The sequence below is a fragment of the Pseudomonas sp. 2hn genome, from assembly GCF_019646095.1.
GTDB lineage: Bacteria > Pseudomonadota > Gammaproteobacteria > Pseudomonadales > Pseudomonadaceae > Aquipseudomonas > Aquipseudomonas peradeniyensis.
In genome coordinates this window covers 3874078-3891562 of sequence record NZ_CP081016.1, presented here as the reverse complement: position 1 = coordinate 3891562, position 17485 = coordinate 3874078, and the positions used below count along the sequence as shown (strand labels likewise).

The window sequence follows — 17485 nt, the reverse complement described above, 5'->3', positions numbered from 1 at the left end:
GCGTCCGACCTGAGGACGTTGCAGGTTATCCAGCGGGTCTCGCGACCTGCTGAGTGCAATAATAATCGTTATCATTTGCCAGTCAAATGATTTTTCCGCGATTTGCAAAAAATTATCTAACTGACGCACGCCTCGTCCCCGGCAATCGGGGCTTTTGCCGTTCGTCGGCCATCACGTTCTCCCTTCAGATCGATGCCTTTTCCGTGGCGTGGCACTGCTCCAGCAGGGCCCGGGCCATGTTGACCATGTGCATCAGCGCAAACACCACTTCCCGCGTCGTGCCCTGCAGATGATTGCCGGTTTCCTGTGCCGTGGCCGACGCGCAGCGCAGCAGGGCCATGGCATGGTCGCAGGCCTGGGCGTTGCTGACGCCATCGCGCAGGGTCCATAGAGAACGCTCCAGGTCGCGGGGCGTGGGGGTGGGGTTGAGGTAGAAATCGAGGGCGCGGCGGGCTGCTTCTTCGTCGAGATCTGTTTCTTCTTTTGTCGAGTTGCTCATGACTGCTCCTGTGAAATCCCTTCGAGGACAATGAGCGTTGATGTTAGGTCAATTTGTATTATTTTTGAGTTCTGAGATAATTCAGGATGTGTATTGATGCCGTTCATCCAGTCCGTATCGTTCACAGCCATGGAAAACTGGATCGAATTTCTCTCGCGCTACCAGCGCGAGCACAACCTCAAGCAGCATCAACTGGCCGAACGCCTGGGCATGACCCAAGGCGGTGTCGGCCATTGGCTGCGTGGCACGCGCAGACCCACCCTGGTGACAGTCAACGAGAAGCTGGAAAAGCTCGGGCTGGTGTGCCTCGAAGCGCGGGTGATGGTGGTCGAGCGTGACACCACGGTTCGCGAGACCAGAGGTGTCTATGCCGTAGAGCGGCCGCAATCGGTCAATGCCTTGCGCCATGCCAGTTTTCGCTTTCCAGTGCTGGGCTGGGCCGATCTGGACGGGCCTTTGCCGCAATCCAGTGAAATTCACGAGTTGACCGATTACATGCCTGCGGGCAACGCGTTCTGGTTGCCGGTCGAGAACGATTCGATGAATGCCGCCAGTGGCAGGAGCGTGCCGCAGGGGATGCGGGTGCTGGTGGATGCCGGGGTCGAGGTGACGCCGGGCAGGCTGGTGGTGGCTCGGCAGCCCGGTAAGCCGGCGGTGTTGCGTGAGTTGATCGAGGAGGGTGGGCAGCGGATGCTCAGGCCGCTCAATACCTTGTATCCGACGGTGTTGTGCGAGGAGGGGTGCGAGTTCCTTGGTGTTGTGGTGCGGATGCACGGGGTGCTCTAGATCGCCGGGGCTGCTGTGCAGCCCTTTCGCGGCACAAGGCCGCTCCTACAGGAAACCGAGCTTCCCTGTAGGAGCGGCCTTGTGCCGCGAAAGGGGCGCAAAGCGCCCCTATCTCAACCTTGAAAGCTCGTTATGCCTCCAGCTCGACCAGCACTGTCCCTTCGCTAACCATATCCCCCTCCTGGCAGAACAGTGCCTTCACCGTCCCGGAGTGGGGCGCCCGAATGCTGTGCTCCATCTTCATCGCCTCCAGCACCACCAGCGCGGTACCGGCCTCGACCACCTGCTCCGGCTCCACCAGCACTCGCACGATGCTGCCATTCATGGGCGCGCCCAGCCCGCCCTGATGGCTGTGGCTGGCTTCCGCCGCTGCAATCGGGTCATGGACGCTGATGGCGTGCAACTCGCCGGCCCACTGCAGGTATAACGTGCCACCTCGACGCACCGCCAGATGCCGACGGCGCAGGCCGTCCTGGTCATGACACAGCTGCTCCCCCTCCAGCCGATAGGTCGAAGGCGCGATGCGCTCCAATGCCACCGCCTGTTCATGCCCTTCGCACTGCAAGTGCAGGCTGCTGCGCGCCGGCAAGCCCAGGCGCAGGCCGTCGCGGGCCGCCCACGGTGAAGCGCGGTCGTCCTGGCGCTGCAGTGCAGGCTCGCCTTGCAGCCACGCCTCGGCAGCAGCCTCCCAGAACTGCGCCGGCAGCGCCTGCGGCGCCGGCAGCAACACGTCCTGGTGACGCGGAATGAATCCGGTGTCCAGCTCCGCCTCGGCAAACGCCGGGTGCGCAAGGATGCGGCGCAGGAAGGCGATATTGGTCTTCACCCCGCCAATGGCGAACTCATCGAGCATCGCCAGCAAGCGCAGGCGCGCCTGCTCGCGGTCCTGCCCCCAGGCAATCAGCTTGCCCAGCATCGGGTCATAGAACGGCGACACCACGTCGCCTTCGCTGACGCCGCTGTCCACCCGACGGCCTTCGCCCGGCGCCGACTCGCGGTACAGCGCCAGGGTGCCGGTGGCCGGCAGGAACTCGTTGGCCGGATCCTCCGCATACAGCCGCACCTCGATGGCATGGCCGATCAGCGGCACCTGCTCCTGGGTGATCGGCAGCGACTCGCCGCAGGCCACGCGGATCTGCCAGGCCACCAGGTCGAGCCCGGTGATGGCCTCGGTGACCGGGTGCTCCACCTGCAGGCGGGTGTTCATTTCCATGAAGAAGAACTCGCCACGGGCATCGAGCAGGAACTCGACGGTGCCGGCGCCCACGTAGCCGATGGCCTGGGCGGCGCGCACCGCGGCCTCGCCCATGGCCTTGCGCAGCTCGGGAGAGAGGCCCGGTGCCGGGGCTTCCTCGACCACCTTCTGGTGGCGACGCTGGATCGAGCAGTCACGCTCGTTGAGGTACAGGCAGTTGCCGTGCTGGTCGGCGAACACCTGGATCTCCACATGACGCGGCTTGAGCACGTACTTCTCGACCAGCATCCGCGCATCGCCGAACGACGACTGCGCCTCGCGCTGCGCCGAGGCCAGGGCGTCGGCCAGCTGGCTCTCGTCCTCGACCACCTTCATGCCCTTGCCGCCACCCCCGGCGCTGGCCTTGAGCAGCACCGGGTAGCCGATGCGCTCGGCGGCGGCGCGGAAGGTCTCCAGGTCCTGAGCCTCGCCGTGGTAGCCCGGCACCAGCGGCACGCCGGCGGACTCCATCAGAGCCTTGGCCGCCGACTTGCTGCCCATGGCATCGATGGCGCTGGCCGGTGGGCCGAGGAAGATCAGCCCGGCCTGTTCGATGGCGCGGGCAAAACCGGCGTTCTCCGACAGGAAACCATAGCCCGGGTGGATCGCCTGGGCGCCGCTGGCCTTGGCGGCGGCGAGCAGCTTGTCGATCACCAGGTAGCTTTCGGCGGCCTTGGTGCCACCGAGATCGACACGGATATCGGCCTCGCGGCTGTGGCGCGCGTCGCGGTCGGTGGCGCTGTGCACGGCCACGGTGGTCAGGCCCATGGCCTTGGCGGTGCGCATCACCCGGCAGGCGATCTCGCCGCGGTTGGCGACCAGCAGGGTGGTCAGCGTGGGTCGGCTCATGGGCGCGGCTCCTTGTTGTCTTGCCAGGCGGGGCGGCGTTTTTCCAGGAAGGCGCGCAGGCCCTCCTGGCCTTCGGCGCTGACGCGGATGCGGGCAATGGTGTTCTCGCAGTAGCGGCGCAGGGCCGGGCTCAGCTCGCCGGCGTCCACCTCGCGCAGCAGGTCCTTGGTGGCGCGCAGCGCCTGCGGGCTGTTGTGCAGCAGGTTGTCGACCCAGGCTTCGACCTGGGCGTCCAGCTCGCTGGCCGGGTACACCTCGGCCAGCAGGCCCAGCTCACGGGCGCGCACGCCGCTGAAACGCTCGGCGGTGAGGGCGTAGCGGCGGGCAGCGCGCTCGCCGATGGCCTTGACCACGAACGGGCTGATCACCGCCGGGGCCAGGCCGATGCGCACTTCCGACAGGCACAGCTGCGCGTCCTCGGCGCCGATGGCCATGTCGCAGCAGCTGATCAGCCCCAGCGCGCCGCCGAAAGCGGCGCCTTGCACCACGGCCAGGGTCGGCACCTTGAGCCGGTGCAGGGCGTACATCAGTTCGCCCAGTTCGTGGGCGTCGTCGAGGTTGGTGTTGAAGTCCAGCTGCGCCGACTGCTGCATCCAGGCAAGGTCCGCGCCGGCGCTGAAGTGCCGGCCACGGCCGCGCAGCACCACGAAGCGCAGGCTGGCGTCCTCGGCCAGGCGGTCGAGGGCGACGATCAGTTCGCGGATCATCTGCGCGTTGAAGGCGTTGTTCTTGTCTTCCCGGCTCAGCCACAGGGTGGCGAAGCCGCGAGGGTCCTTGACCAGTTCAAGGGTGGCGAATTCGCTCATGGGTCACATCCGGAAAATGCCGAAGCGGCTCTGTTCGATCGGGGCGTTCAGCGCGGCGGACAACGCCAGGCCGAGCACATCGCGGGTCTGCGCCGGGTCGATGACGCCGTCGTCCCACAGCCGGGCGCTGGAGTAGTAGGGGTGGCCCTGGCGCTCGTACTGGTCGAGGATCGGCTGCTTGAGCTTCTTCTCGTCTTCGCTGCTGAACACTTCGCCACTGCGCTCGCTCTGCTCGCGCTTGACCTGGGCCAGCACGCCGGCCGCCTGTTCGGCGCCCATCACGCCGATGCGGGCGTTGGGCCACATCCACAGGAAGCGCGGGTCGTAGGCGCGGCCGCACATGCCGTAGTTGCCGGCGCCAAAGCTGCCGCCGATGATCACCGTGAACTTCGGCACCTGGGCGCAGGCCACTGCGGTCACCAGCTTGGCGCCGTGCTTGGCGATGCCACCTTCCTCGTACTTCTTGCCGACCATGAAGCCGGTGATGTTCTGCAGGAACAGCAGCGGGATGCCGCGCTGGCAGGCCAGCTCGATGAAGTGCGCGCCTTTTTGCGCAGCTTCGGCGAAGAGGATGCCGTTGTTGGCCAGGATCGCCACCGGGTAGCCGTGCAGGTGGGCGAAGCCGCACACCAGGGTGGTGCCGAACAGCGCCTTGAACTCATCGAACACCGAGCCGTCGACCAGGCGGGCGATCACCTCGCGCACATCGAACGGCTGCTTGGCGTCGGCCGGGACCACGCCGTACAGCTCTTCGGCGTCGTACAGAGGCGCGATCGGCGCCTGGCACTGCAGCTTGCCCTGCTTGTGCCAGTTGAGGTTGGCGACGCTGCGCCGGGCGATGGCCAGGGCGTGCTCGTCGTTGTCGGCGTAATGGTCGGCCACGCCGCTGGTGCGGCAGTGCACGTCCGCGCCGCCGAGGTCCTCGGCGCTGACCACTTCACCGGTCGCGGCTTTCACCAGCGGTGGGCCGGCGAGGAAGATGGTCGCCTGCTGGCGCACCATGATCGCTTCGTCAGCCATGGCCGGCACATAGGCGCCGCCTGCGGTGCACGAGCCCATCACCACGGCGATCTGCGGGATGCCCAGGGCGCTCATGTTGGCCTGGTTGAAGAAGATCCGCCCGAAGTGCTCGCGGTCGGGGAATACCTCGTCCTGGCGCGGCAGGTTGGCGCCGCCGGAGTCCACCAGGTAGATGCACGGCAGGCGGTTCTGCAGGGCGATGGTCTGGGCGCGCAGGTGCTTCTTCACCGTCAGCGGGTAGTAGGAGCCGCCTTTGACCGTGGCGTCGTTGGCCACGATCATGCACTCCACGCCTTCGACACGGCCGATGCCGGCGATCACGCCGGCGGCCGGCACGTCTTCGCCGTAGACTTCATGGGCGGCCAGCTGGCCGATCTCGAGAAACGCCGAGCCCGGGTCGAGCAGGCGGTCGATACGCTCGCGGGGCAGCAGCTTGCCGCGCGAGGTGTGCCGCTCCTGGGCTTTCGGCCCGCCGCCCTGGCTGACCTGGGCGAGCAGGCCGCGCAGGGCCTGGACCTGTTCGAGCATGGCCGCGCTGTTGCAGGCGAATTCCGCCGAGCGCGGGTTGATCTGGGTATGCAAGGTAGCCATGTGCGCCCGTTCCTTGTGCTCAGCGGGTTTCGTTGAACAGTTCGCGGCCGATCAGCATCCGGCGGATCTCGCTGGTGCCGGCGCCGATTTCGTACAGCTTGGCGTCGCGCAGCAGGCGGCCGGCCGGGAACTCGTTGATGTAGCCGTTGCCGCCGAGGATCTGGATCGCCTCCAGGGCCATCTGCGTGGCGCGCTCGGCGGTGTACAGGATCACCCCGGCGGCGTCCTTGCGGGTGGTTTCGCTGCGGTCGCAAGCCTGGGCCACGGCGTACAGGTAGGCGCGGCTGGCGTTGAGCTGGGTGTACATGTCGGCGATCTTGCCCTGGATCAGTTGGAACTCGCCGATGCTCTGGCCGAATTGCTTGCGGTCGTGGATGTACGGGACGACCAGGTCCATGCAGCTCTGCATGATGCCGGTGGGGCCGCCGGCGAGCACCACGCGCTCGTAGTCCAGGCCGCTCATCAGCACGCGCACGCCGCCGTTGAGCTGGCCGAGGATGTTCTCCTCCGGCACTTCGACGTCGTCGAAGAACAGTTCACAGGTGTTGGAACCGCGCATGCCGAGCTTGTCGAACTTGTTGCTGCGGGTGAAGCCTTTCCAGTCGCGCTCGACGATGAACGCGGTGATGCCGTGGGGGCCCTTGTCCAGGTCGGTCTTGGCGTAGATCACGTAGGTGTTGGCGTCGGGGCCGTTGGTGATCCAGGTCTTGCTGCCGTTGAGCACGTAGCGGTCGCCGCGTTTTTCGGCGCGCAGCTTCATCGACACCACGTCGGAGCCGGCGTTGGGCTCGCTCATGGCCAGGGCGCCGATGTGCTCGCCGCTGATCAGCTTGGGCAGGTACTTGAGCTTCTGCTCGTGGGTGCCGTTGCGGTTGATCTGGTTGACGCACAGGTTGGAGTGGGCGCCGTACGACAGGGCCACCGAGGCCGAGGCGCGGCTGATCTCTTCCATCGACACCACGTGGGCCAGGTAGCCCAGGCCGGCGCCGCCGTATTCTTCCGGCACGGTGATGCCCAAGAGGCCCATGTCGCCGAACTTGCGCCACATGTCGGCGGGGAACAGGTTGTCGTGGTCGATCTGCGCGGCGCGCGGCGCCAGCTCGGCGGCGACGAAGGTGCGCACCTGGTCGCGGAGCATGTCGATGGTCTCGCCCAGGGCGAAGTTCAGGCTGGGGTAATGCATGTGCGGGCACCTTCTTGTTCTTGAAATGGGAGCGGTTGCTGCGGCGTTGTGGGAGCGGGCTTGCCCCGCGATGCCCGTCAGAACGGCCAGCGGTATTGCCTGGTCCGGCCTCATCGCGGGGCAAGCCCGCTCCCACAACGCCGTCATGTCTGCGGTTGACGTTAACGTAAACCTGCCTTCCAGGACTGTCAATCGGAACATCACCTTTACGTAAACGTAAATCTGCGCCAGAGTAATTGCCGCCTGCTTCAGTCATGCCCAGAACAACCACAAGAAGGGACAACCATGCCTCAACCAAGCTACACGCGCGGCCGTCAAGACAAATCATTGCTCACCCTGACCATCGGCCAGGCCTTCGATGCCACCGTCGCCCGCCACGGCGAGCGCGAGGCGCTGGTGGTGCGCCACCAGGGAGTGCGCTACAGCTGGCGCGAGCTGGCCGCCGAGGTCGACGTGCATGCCCGGGCCTTGATGGCGCTGGGCGTGGAGGTCGGCGAGCGGGTCGGCATCTGGGCGCCCAACTGCGCCCAGTGGTGCATCCTGCAACTGGCCACGGCCAAGGTCGGCGGGATCCTGGTCAATATCAACCCGGCCTATCGGGTGGGTGAGCTTGAATACGTGCTGCGCCAGTCCGGCTGCCGCTGGCTGGTGTGCGCCGATGCCTTCAAGACCTCCGACTACCACGCGATGGTGCAGGAATTGGTACCTGAGCTGGCGGTCCATGCCTTGGGCGAGCTGGCCAGTGAGCGCCTGCCCGAGCTGCGCGGGGTGATCAGCCTGGCCGTCGAGCCGCCCACGGGCTTCCTGCCCTGGACCGCGCTGGCCGGGCGGGCAGGGCAGGTGCAGCTCACCGCCTACGAGGCCCGGCAACAGGGCCTGCAGTTCGACCAGCCGGTGAACATCCAGTACACCTCCGGCACCACCGGCGCCCCCAAGGGCGCGACCCTGAGCCACTACAACCTGCTCAACAACGGCTACATGGTCGGCGAGAGCCTGGGCCTGACCGAGCACGACCGCATGGTGATCCCGGTGCCGCTGTACCACTGTTTCGGCATGGTCATGGGCAACCTCGGTTGCATCACCCATGGCAGCACCCTGATCTACCCCAACGACGCCTTCGACGCCGAACTCACCCTGCGCGCCGTGGCCGAGGAGCGGGCCAGCATCCTCTATGGCGTGCCGACCATGTTCATCGCCATGCTCGACCACCCCAGCCGCGCCGCGCTGGACCTGTCCAGCCTGCGCAGCGGCATCATGGCCGGCGCCACCTGCCCGATCGAGGTGATGCGCAAGGTCATCGAGCAGATGCACATGGCCGAGGTGCAGATCGCCTATGGCATGACCGAGACCAGCCCGGTGTCGCTGCAGACCGGACCCGACGACGGCCTGGAGCTTCGCGTGACCACCGTGGGCCGCACCCAGCCGCAGCTGGAGACCAAGCTGGTGGACGCCGACGGGCGCATCGTTGCCCGGGGCGAGATCGGCGAATTGTGCACCCGGGGCTACAGCGTGATGCTCGGTTACTGGGACAACCTGCAGGCCACCCATGACGCCATCGATCCAGCCGGCTGGATGCACACCGGCGACCTGGCGGTGATGGACGACGAGGGTTACGTGCGCATCGTCGGGCGCAACAAGGACATGATCATTCGCGGTGGCGAGAACATCTATCCGCGCGAGCTTGAGGAGTTCTTCCACACCCACCCGGCGGTGGCCGAGGCGCAGGTGGTGGGGATTCCGTGCAGCAAGTATGGCGAGGAGGTGGTGGCGTGGATTCGCCTGCACCCCGGGCACAGTGCCAGTGCCGAGGAACTGCAGCTGTGGTGCAAGGCGCGGTTGGCACACTTCAAGACACCGCGGCATTTCCGCTTCGTCGATGAGTTTCCGATGACGGTGACGGGGAAGGTGCAGAAGTTCCGGATGCGCGAGATCAGCGTGGAGGAGCTGGGGGGCTAGGTATCGCCTTGAAGACCAGGTCAACCAGTTCGGCAAAGGTGGTGTAGGTCTGGACTTGATCGGGGATGAAGATGCCGAATGTCTCCTCCACGATGGCTTGCAGCTCCACCACGTCGAAACTGTCGGCGCCCAGTTCGTCCATGGCGATGTTCGGCCGGATCCGGTGCAAGCTCTGTTCAAGGAAGCAGGCGAGGATCCATTGCAGATGGAAGGCGATGTAGAGGCGCGAGCGCATGCCGGAGGTGACCGTCAGAGGGCGGTGCTTCTCTTTACGTGGCTTTATGAGCGGGCGCCACTGGCAGAAATGCCAGGTGCATCGGGCGCAGCTTTGTGCTGTCAGGACCGGCCTCATCGCGGGGCAAGCCCGCTCCCACGCAGGCGACACGGCACTTGTGGGAGCGGGCTTGCCGGTTCAGGCGGTCAACATTCCACAACCTTGTCTATCCTCTACCTTTCACCGGCGGCTCCTCGCTCGGCGGGTCGCCCACGGTCGGCGGCACGGTCGGCTTGATCGGCAGCTCGTCCGGATCCTCCTCGGGCACCGGCGGCGGCAAGGTCGGGTCGTCGATGTTCGGGTCGGGTGTCTCCGGTGGAATGGGAATGTTCATGGGCCTGGCCTCGCGGGATGAATGAAGAGGTGTCGCAGGCTTTGACCCAGGCCTGCGCCCGACGCTCATTTTTTTTGAACCCCCGCGCGCCAACACGGCTCTGAACCCTTACCGCCACCAGCCCAGGGGAGCAGGTCGATGTCTGGTAAAGAGCCGTTCGAAAGCGTGCCCATGGCCAACGATCACCCGGACCAGGCCATCAGCCTGTCCCAGGCGCTGCTGGCGCCGCGCATCGTGATCGAGGACGCAAGCCCGGTACTCGACGGTGGCACCTTCGCCGCCAAGGCGGTGCGCGGGCACAAGGTCGAGGTGACGGCCAAGGTCTACAGCGATGGCCACGACCGCCTGGCGGTGAGCCTGAACTGGCGCCAGGCCCACAGTCGGCGCTGGCACTGCGTGGCGATGCACTCGCCGGGTAACGACCTGTGGCTGGCAGACTTCACCCCCACCGAGCTGGGCTTGCACCTGTTCAGCATCGAGGCCTGGATCGACCCTTTCGCCACCTACTGCCACGACCTGGAGAAGAAGTACGCCGCCGGTGTGGATGTGAAGCTCGAACTGGAGGAGGGCCGGCTGCTGCTGGGCCAGGGCATCGAGCGCAGCGACGGGTTGCTGCGCGAGCAGCTTGAGACCTTGCAACAGCGCCTGCCGGATTTGCCGGTGGATGACCAGGTGATGTTGCTGTTGCACCCCGACGCGGCCCAGCTGATGGCCGAGGCCGAGCACCGCAGCTACCTCACCCGCAGCCGCGAGTTTCCCCTGGATGTGGACCGCGAGGCGGCGCTGTTCGCCAGCTGGTACGAACTGTTCCCGCGCTCGATCACCGACGATGCCGAACGCCACGGTACCTTCGACGATGTGCACCAGCGCCTGCCGATGATCCGCGACATGGGCTTCGACGTACTGTACTTCCCGCCGATCCACCCCATCGGCATGAAGCACCGCAAGGGCCGCAACAACGCCTTGCAGGCCGAGCCCGGCGACCCCGGCAGTCCCTACGCCATCGGCAGCCCGGAGGGCGGGCACGATGCCATCCACCCACAGCTGGGCAGTCGCGAGGACTTCCGCCGGCTGGTCGCCGCCGCCGCCGAGCATGGCCTGGAGATCGCCCTGGATTTCGCCATCCAGTGCTCCCAGGACCACCCCTGGCTCACGGAGCACCCCGGCTGGTTCAGTTGGCGCCCCGACGGCAGCATCCGTTACGCCGAGAACCCGCCGAAGAAGTACCAGGACATCGTCAACGTCGACTTCTACGCCCCCGAATCGGTGCCGAGCCTGTGGCTGGCCTTGCGCGACGTGGTGGTCGGCTGGGTGGAGGAGGGCGTGAAGACCTTTCGCGTCGACAACCCGCACACCAAGCCGCTGCCGTTCTGGCAATGGCTGATCGCCAATGTGCGCAGTCAGCACCCCGAGGTGATCTTCCTCGCCGAGGCCTTCACCCGCCCGGCGATGATGGCGCGCCTGGGCAAGGTCGGTTATGCGCAGAGCTACACCTATTTCACCTGGCGCAACAGCAAGCAGGAACTGCGCGAGTACTTCGAGCAGCTCAACCAGCCGCCGTGGAGCCAATGCTACCGGCCCAACTTCTTCGTCAACACGCCGGACATCAACCCATTCTTCCTGCAGACCTCGGGCCGTCCCGGCTTTCTCATCCGCGCCGCGCTGGCGACCATGGGCTCGGGCTTGTGGGGCATGTACTCGGGCTTCGAGCTGTGCGAGGGCACGCCGCTGCCGGGCAAGGAGGAGTATCTGGATTCGGAGAAGTACGAGATCCGCCCGCGCGACTTCACCCAGCCCGGCAACATCGTCGCCGAGATCGCCCAGCTCAACCGCATCCGCCGGCAGAACCGCGCCCTGCAGACTCACCTGGGGGTGGTGTTCCTCAACTGCTGGAACGATCAGATCCTGTATTTCGCCAAGCGCACGCCAGAGCGTGACAACGTGATCCTGGTGGCCATCAGTCTCGACCCGTACAACGCCCAGGAGGCCAGCTTCGAGCTGCCGCTGTGGGAGCTGGGGCTGGACGACAACGCCGACACCCAGGGCGAGGACCTGATGAATGGCCACCGCTGGACCTGGCATGGCAAGACCCAGTGGATGCGCATCGAACCGTGGCACCAGCCGTTTGGTATCTGGCGCATCGAAAGGGCCCAGTGATGGCCTTGCGCGATCCCTGTGGGAGCGGGTTCACCCGCGAACACCGGCAAAGCCGGTGCCATGCACCGCGGTGTCTGTTTCGCGGGTGAACCCGCTCCCACAGGGATCGTGCAAGGCCGAGCAAGCAAATCTGCAATTGAAAGGAGTCGCACATGGCCAAGCGTTCCCGCCCGGCAGCCTTCATCGACGATCCGCTGTGGTACAAGGACGCGGTGATCTACCAGTTGCACGTGAAATCGTTCTTCGATTCGAACAACGACGGCATCGGCGATTTCGCAGGGCTCATCGGCAAGCTCGACTACATCGCCGAACTTGGCGTCAACACCCTCTGGTTGCTGCCGTTCTACCCTTCGCCCCGGCGCGACGACGGCTACGACATCGCCGAGTACAAGGCCGTGCACCCGGACTACGGCAGCATGGCCGATGCCAAGCGCTTCATCGCCGAGGCGCACAAGCGCGGCCTGCGGGTGATCACCGAGCTTGTCATCAACCACACCTCCGACCAGCATCCCTGGTTCCAGCGCGCCCGCCACGCCAGGCGCGGCAGCAAGGCCCGGGACTTCTACGTGTGGTCCGACGACGACCAGAAATACGATGGCACGCGGATCATCTTCCTCGATACCGAGAAGTCCAACTGGACCTGGGACCCGGTCGCCGGCCAGTACTTCTGGCACCGCTTCTACTCGCACCAGCCGGACCTGAACTTCGACAACCCGCAAGTGCTCAAGGCGGTGATCGGCGTGATGCGCTACTGGCTCGACATCGGCGTCGACGGCCTGCGCCTGGATGCCATCCCGTACCTGATCGAGCGCGACGGCACCAACAACGAGAACCTTCCCGAAACCCACACCGTGCTCAAGGCGATCCGCGCCGAGATCGACGCCAACTACCCCGACCGCATGCTGCTGGCCGAGGCCAACCAGTGGCCGGAAGACACCCGCCCGTACTTCGGCGAAGGCGACGGCGACGAGTGCCACATGGCCTTCCACTTCCCGCTGATGCCGCGCATGTACATGGCCCTGGCCATGGAGGACCGCTTCCCGATCACCGATATCCTGCGCCAGACCCCGGAGATCCCGGCCAACTGCCAGTGGGCGATCTTCCTGCGCAACCACGATGAACTGACCCTGGAGATGGTCACCGACCGCGAGCGCGACTACCTGTGGAACTACTACGCCGAGGACCGCCGCGCGCGCATCAACCTTGGCATTCGCCGACGCCTGGCGCCGCTGCTGCAGCGCGACCGGCGGCGCATCGAACTGCTCACCAGCCTGCTGCTGTCGATGCCCGGCACCCCGACCCTGTACTACGGCGACGAGCTGGGCATGGGCGACAACATCTACCTGGGCGACCGCGACGGCGTGCGCACGCCCATGCAGTGGTCGCCGGACCGCAACGGCGGTTTCTCCCGGGCCGATCCGCAGCGCCTGGTGCTGCCGCCGATCATGGACCCGCTGTACGGCTACCAGACCATCAACGTCGAGGCCCAGGCCCACGACCCGCATTCGCTGCTCAACTGGAACCGCCGGCTGCTGGCGGTGCGCAAGCAGCAGAAGGCCTTTGGCCGTGGCAGCCTGAAGATGCTCACGCCGAGCAATCGCCGGGTGCTGGCGTATATCCGCGAATACACCGATGCCGACGGCAACGGCGAAATCGTGCTGTGCGTGGCCAACGTCTCGCGGGCGGCCCAGGCGGCGGAGCTGGACCTGGCGCAGTACGCCGACAAGGTGCCGGTGGAGATGCTCGGCGGCAGCGCCTTCCCACCCATCGGCCAACTGCCGTTCCTGCTGACCCTGCCACCCTATGGCTTCTACTGGTTCCTGCTGGCCAGCCACGACCGCATGCCCAGCTGGCATGTCCAGCCCGCCGAGGGGCTGCCCGAGTTGACCACCCTGGTGCTGCGCAAGCGCATGGAGGAGTTGCTCGAAACGCCGGCCCGCGAGGCATTGCAAGGCGCGATCCTGCCGCAGTACCTGCCCAAGCGCCGCTGGTTTGCCGGCAAGGAAGGACCGATCGACCAGGTGCGCCTGAGCTATGGCGTGCGCTTCGCCACCACGGCGCTGCCGGTGCTGCTCGCCGAGCTGGAGGTGCACAGCGAGGGCGTCGTCACTCACTACCAGTTGCCCTTTGGCCTGCTGCCCGAAGAGCAGATCAACGCGGCGCTGCCTCAGCAACTGGCGCTGTCGCGGGTGCGTCGTGGCCGCCAGGTGGGGTTGATCACCGACGCCTTCGTGCTTGAACCGTTCATTCGCGCCGTGCTCAAGGGCTGCCAGGAGGGCCTGCGCCTGCCCTGTGGTGATGGCCTGGGCGAGCTGCATTTCCATCGCACCGAGGCCTTGGCCGCGCTGCAGCTCGATGAGCAGAGCGAGGTGCGCTACCTGGGCGCCGAGCAGTCCAACAGCTCGGTGGTGGTCGGCGGCAGCCTGGTGCTCAAGCTGATTCGCCGGGTGAACCCAGGGGTGCATCCGGAGCTCGAGATGAGCGCGTACCTGACCGCCGCGGGCTTTGCCAATATCTCGCCCCTGCTGGCCTGGGTCAGTCGTGTCGATGACAGTGGCCAGCCCCATCTGCTGATGATCGCCCAGGGCTACCTGAGCAACCAGGGCGATGCCTGGGACTGGACGCAGAACACCCTGGAGCGGGCGATCCGCGACCAGATGGAGCCCGGCAGCGCCGAGCCGGAGGCGCATACCGATGCCCTGGCCGAGCTGACAGGTTTTGCCGCCTTGCTCGGCCAACGCCTGGGCGAGATGCACCTGCTGCTGGCCGCGCCGAGTGATGATGTGGCGTTCCAGTCTCGTCCGAGCGATGCCCGGGACAGCGAGCGCTGGAGCCGGCAGATCAGCGCCGAGCTGACCCGTGCTCTCGACCTGCTGGCCCAGCACCGCGACACCCTGGACCGCGACAGCCAGGCGCTGGTCGACGACCTGCAGCAACAGCGTGAAGGCTTGCAGCAGCACGTCGACAACCTCGCCCGGCAGGCCCGGGGCGGCCTGCTGATGCGCGTGCACGGCGACCTGCACCTGGGCCAGGTGCTGGTGGTGCAGGGCGACGCCTACCTGATCGATTTCGAGGGCGAGCCGGCGCGCCCGCTCGACGAGCGGCGGGCGAAACACAGCCCGTACAAGGATGTCAGCGGCGTACTGCGCTCCTTCGACTATGCTGCTGCGATGATCCTGCGCAGCGCCTCGGCGGTCGACCTGTCCGACGCGGCGCGCCAGGCCCGGCAGCGGGTCGCCCGGCAGTACCTGCACCAGTCGCGTCACGCCTTCGTCGAAGCCTACGGGCTGGCCACCGCCGCCATGCCCCACGCCTGGCAGCAGGCCGAGGGCGAGCGCGCGGCGCTGGAGCTGTTCTGCCTGGAGAAGGCCGCCTACGAAATCACCTATGAAGCCGAAAACCGGCCAAGCTGGCTGGCCGTGCCTTTGCATGGCCTGCATGGACTGATCAGTACCTGGGGAGAGTCATAAATGAACGCAACCACGCGTGACAACGGCGGCCTTCGGCAACGGGACCTCGATGCCCTGGCCCGCGCCGAGCACGCCGATCCATTTGCCGTGCTCGGCCCCCATGGCGACGGCGCGGGCGGCCTGTTCGTCCGCGCTTTCCTGCCCAATGCCCTGAACGCACGACTGCTGGCGCGCGACGATGGGCAGGTACTTGCCGAAATGGTGCAGGGCAGCGTACCGGGGCTGTTCACCGCGCACCTCGATGAAGCACGGGCCTACCTGCTGCAGATCGGCTGGGCCGGCGGCGAGCAGGTCACCGAGGACCCTTACAGCTTCGGCCCGCAATTGGGCGACATGGACCTCTACCTGTTCGCTGAAGGCAATCACCGCGACCTGTCTGGGCGTTTCGGCGCCCAGCCGACCGTTGCCGACGGTGTCGCGGGCGTCTGCTTCTCGGTGTGGGCGCCCAACGCCCGGCGGGTCTCGGTGGTCGGCGATTTCAACAACTGGGACGGTCGCCGCCACCCCATGCGTCTGCGCCACAGCGCCGGGGTGTGGGAGCTGTTCGTGCCCAGGCTCGGCGTGGGCGAGACCTACAAGTTCGAAGTGCTGGGCGCGGACGGCGTGCTGCCGCTCAAGGCCGACCCCCTGGCCCGCGCCACGGAGCTTCCGCCGAGCACTGCCTCGAAGGTGGCCGGGGCCCTGGCCCACGACTGGCGCGACGGCCAGTGGATGGAGCAGCGGTCCCAGCGCCACGCCTACAGCGCGCCACTGTCGATCTACGAACTGCACGCCGGCTCCTGGCGTTGCGAGCTGGACGATGTCGGCGAAGTCGCGCGCTTCTACAACTGGCGCGAGCTGGCCGAGCGCCTGGTGCCCTACGTGCAGGAGCTGGGCTTCACCCATATCGAGCTGATGCCGATCATGGAGCACCCCTTCGGCGGCTCCTGGGGCTACCAGCCGCTGTCGCTGTTCGCGCCGACCTCGCGCTATGGCAGCGCCGAGGACTTCGCCTTCTTCGTCGATGCCTGCCATCAGGGCGGCATCGGCGTGATCCTCGACTGGGTGCCGGCGCATTTTCCTACCGACGAGCATGGCCTGGCGCGTTTCGACGGCACCGCCCTGTACGAATACGACAACCCGCTGGAAGGCTTCCACCAGGACTGGAACACGCTGATCTACAACCTCGGCCGCAACGAGGTGCGCGGCTTCATGCTGGCCTCGGCGCTGCACTGGCTCAAGCACTTCCATATCGACGGCCTGCGCGTGGACGCGGTGGCCTCGATGCTCTACCGCGACTATTCGCGCAAGGCCGGCGAATGGGTGCCCAACCGCCACGGCGGGCGCGAGAACCTCGAGGCCATCGATTTCATCCGCCACCTCAATGGCGTCGCGGCCCATGAAGCGCCGGGCGCGCTGATCATCGCCGAGGAGTCCACCGCCTGGCCCGGCGTCAGCCAGCCGGTGCAGCAGGGCGGCCTGGGCTTTGCCTACAAGTGGAACATGGGCTGGATGCACGACACCCTGCATTACATCCAGAACGACCCGGTGCACCGCACCTATCACCACAACGAAATGAGCTTCGGGCTGATCTACGCCTATTCCGAGCATTTCATCCTGCCGATCTCCCACGACGAGGTGGTCCACGGCAAGCATTCGCTGATCGACAAGATGCCCGGCGATCGCTGGCAGAAGTTCGCCAACCTGCGGGCGTACCTGGCGTTCATGTGGACCCATCCGGGCAAGAAGCTGCTGTTCATGGGCTGCGAGTTCGGCCAGTGGCGCGAGTGGAACCACGACCAGCAACTGGACTGGTACCTGCTGCAGTACTCCGAGCACCAGGGCGTGCAGAAGCTGGTGGCCGACCTCAACCGCCTGTACCGCGAACTGCCGGCGCTGCACGAGCAGGACTGCCGGGCCCAGGGCTTTCAGTGGCTGATCGGCGACGACGCGCAAAACAGCGTGTATGCCTGGCTGCGCTGGAGCAGCCAGGGCGAGCCCTTGCTGGTGGTGGCCAACTTCACCCCGGTGCCGCGGGAGGGTTACCGCATTGGCGTGCCGTTTGGCGAGCACTGGCAAGAATTGCTCAATAGCGATGCCGAGTTGTATGCCGGGTCGAACGTGGGGAATCTGGGGGCGGTGGCCAGTGAGGTGATCGCCAGCCATGGCCAGCCGTTGTCGCTGGCGCTGAACCTGCCGCCGTTGGGGGTGTTGGTGATGAAGCCGGCCTGATGGTTTCCTCTCTCCCTGTAGGAGCGGCCTTGTGCCGCGAAAGGGCCGCAAAGCGGCCCCAGGGTTTCAGCGTTTACGCGTCGATCGCCGGGGCCGCTTTGCGGCCCTTTCGCGG

12 protein-coding genes are annotated in these 17485 nt (G+C 66.3%); 5 read left to right on the top strand and 7 right to left on the bottom strand.

Annotation, left to right across the window (positions count from 1 at the left end; translation table 11 throughout):
- Window positions 1-184: 184 nt before the first annotated feature.
- Window positions 185-499, bottom strand: a complete 315-nt coding sequence (locus tag K2O50_RS17495; RefSeq protein WP_050706480.1) for a DUF6124 family protein — start codon at window positions 497-499, stop codon at window positions 185-187.
- A gap of 129 nt (window positions 500-628) precedes the next feature.
- On the opposite strand from K2O50_RS17495, the gene K2O50_RS17490 reads away from it, so the two are divergent.
- Complete coding sequence (locus tag K2O50_RS17490; RefSeq protein WP_050706481.1) at window positions 629-1285, top strand: LexA family transcriptional regulator; 657 nt, start codon at window positions 629-631, stop codon at window positions 1283-1285.
- 130 nt (window positions 1286-1415) lie between these two features.
- Here K2O50_RS17490 and K2O50_RS17485 read toward each other — a convergent pair whose 3' ends face one another.
- The 4 genes from K2O50_RS17485 to K2O50_RS17470 are packed head-to-tail and all read right to left on the bottom strand — an operon-like array spanning window position 1416 to window position 6968.
- Entirely contained in the window at window positions 1416-3368 is a 1953-nt protein-coding gene (locus tag K2O50_RS17485; RefSeq protein ID WP_050706479.1) for an acetyl/propionyl/methylcrotonyl-CoA carboxylase subunit alpha, read from the bottom strand.
- On the bottom strand, window positions 3365-4174 hold the full coding sequence (locus K2O50_RS17480) for a gamma-carboxygeranoyl-CoA hydratase (RefSeq protein ID WP_220689920.1): 810 nt from the start codon (window positions 4172-4174) through the stop codon (window positions 3365-3367). The genes K2O50_RS17485 and K2O50_RS17480 overlap by 4 nt, the downstream gene beginning before the upstream one ends.
- A 3-nt stretch (window positions 4175-4177) precedes the next feature.
- Window positions 4178-5785, bottom strand: coding sequence for a carboxyl transferase domain-containing protein (locus K2O50_RS17475; RefSeq protein ID WP_050706478.1), 1608 nt, complete (start codon window positions 5783-5785; stop codon window positions 4178-4180).
- Between the two features lie 19 nt (window positions 5786-5804).
- Window positions 5805-6968 (bottom strand): isovaleryl-CoA dehydrogenase, encoded by a 1164-nt coding sequence (locus tag K2O50_RS17470; RefSeq protein WP_050706477.1) that lies wholly within the window; start codon window positions 6966-6968, stop codon window positions 5805-5807.
- 285 nt (window positions 6969-7253) lie between these two features.
- Here K2O50_RS17470 and K2O50_RS17465 point away from each other — a divergent pair, with 285 nt between their 5' ends.
- Window positions 7254-8924, top strand: coding sequence for an AMP-binding protein (locus K2O50_RS17465; protein ID WP_050706476.1), 1671 nt, complete (start codon window positions 7254-7256; stop codon window positions 8922-8924).
- Here K2O50_RS17465 and K2O50_RS17460 read toward each other — a convergent pair.
- Both K2O50_RS17460 and K2O50_RS17455 read right to left on the bottom strand, forming a co-directional pair.
- Window positions 8899-9159 carry an acyl carrier protein gene (locus tag K2O50_RS17460; RefSeq protein WP_050706475.1) on the bottom strand — a complete coding sequence of 87 codons (261 nt, stop codon included), beginning with the start codon at window positions 9157-9159 and terminating at the stop codon, window positions 8899-8901. The two genes, K2O50_RS17465 and K2O50_RS17460, sit on opposite strands and share 26 nt — an antisense overlap.
- A gap of 205 nt (window positions 9160-9364) precedes the next feature.
- Window positions 9365-9532: a hypothetical protein gene (locus K2O50_RS17455; protein ID WP_177330851.1), complete on the bottom strand. Its 168-nt coding sequence runs from the start codon at window positions 9530-9532 to the stop codon at window positions 9365-9367.
- A 138-nt stretch (window positions 9533-9670) separates the two neighbouring features.
- Here K2O50_RS17455 and K2O50_RS17450 point away from each other — a divergent pair, with 138 nt between their 5' ends.
- From K2O50_RS17450 to glgB, 3 genes are all read left to right on the top strand, one after another.
- A complete protein-coding gene (locus tag K2O50_RS17450) occupies window positions 9671-11689 on the top strand; it encodes an alpha-1,4-glucan--maltose-1-phosphate maltosyltransferase (protein WP_050706474.1) in 2019 nt (672 codons plus the stop codon).
- 152 nt (window positions 11690-11841) lie between these two features.
- On the top strand, window positions 11842-15159 hold the full coding sequence (gene treS / locus K2O50_RS17445) for a maltose alpha-D-glucosyltransferase (protein ID WP_050706473.1): 3318 nt from the start codon (window positions 11842-11844) through the stop codon (window positions 15157-15159).
- The gene (gene glgB, locus K2O50_RS17440) at window positions 15160-17370 is read left to right on the top strand and encodes a 1,4-alpha-glucan branching protein GlgB (protein WP_050706472.1); all 2211 of its coding nucleotides are present in this window, start codon (window positions 15160-15162) and stop codon (window positions 17368-17370) included.
- The last annotated feature ends 115 nt before the right edge of the window (window positions 17371-17485 follow it).

Bases quoted from the DNA above. Each gene is read 5' to 3' on its own strand.
- K2O50_RS17470 (WP_050706477.1), bottom strand. From the start codon at position 6,968: ATGCATTACCCCAGCCTGAACTTCGCCCTGGGCGAGACCATCGACATG.
- K2O50_RS17460 (WP_050706475.1), bottom strand. From the start codon at position 9,159: ATGCGCTCGCGCCTCTACATCGCCTTCCATCTGCAATGGATCCTCGCC.
- K2O50_RS17450 (WP_050706474.1), top strand. From the start codon at position 9,671: ATGTCTGGTAAAGAGCCGTTCGAAAGCGTGCCCATGGCCAACGATCAC.
- K2O50_RS17475 (WP_050706478.1), bottom strand. From the start codon at position 5,785: ATGGCTACCTTGCATACCCAGATCAACCCGCGCTCGGCGGAATTCGCC.
- treS (WP_050706473.1), top strand. From the start codon at position 11,842: ATGGCCAAGCGTTCCCGCCCGGCAGCCTTCATCGACGATCCGCTGTGG.
- K2O50_RS17480 (WP_220689920.1), bottom strand. From the start codon at position 4,174: ATGAGCGAATTCGCCACCCTTGAACTGGTCAAGGACCCTCGCGGCTTC.
- K2O50_RS17490 (WP_050706481.1), top strand. From the start codon at position 629: ATGGAAAACTGGATCGAATTTCTCTCGCGCTACCAGCGCGAGCACAAC.
- K2O50_RS17465 (WP_050706476.1), top strand. From the start codon at position 7,254: ATGCCTCAACCAAGCTACACGCGCGGCCGTCAAGACAAATCATTGCTC.
- glgB (WP_050706472.1), top strand. From the start codon at position 15,160: ATGAACGCAACCACGCGTGACAACGGCGGCCTTCGGCAACGGGACCTC.
- K2O50_RS17495 (WP_050706480.1), bottom strand. From the start codon at position 499: ATGAGCAACTCGACAAAAGAAGAAACAGATCTCGACGAAGAAGCAGCC.
- K2O50_RS17455 (WP_177330851.1), bottom strand. From the start codon at position 9,532: ATGAACATTCCCATTCCACCGGAGACACCCGACCCGAACATCGACGAC.
- K2O50_RS17485 (WP_050706479.1), bottom strand. From the start codon at position 3,368: ATGAGCCGACCCACGCTGACCACCCTGCTGGTCGCCAACCGCGGCGAG.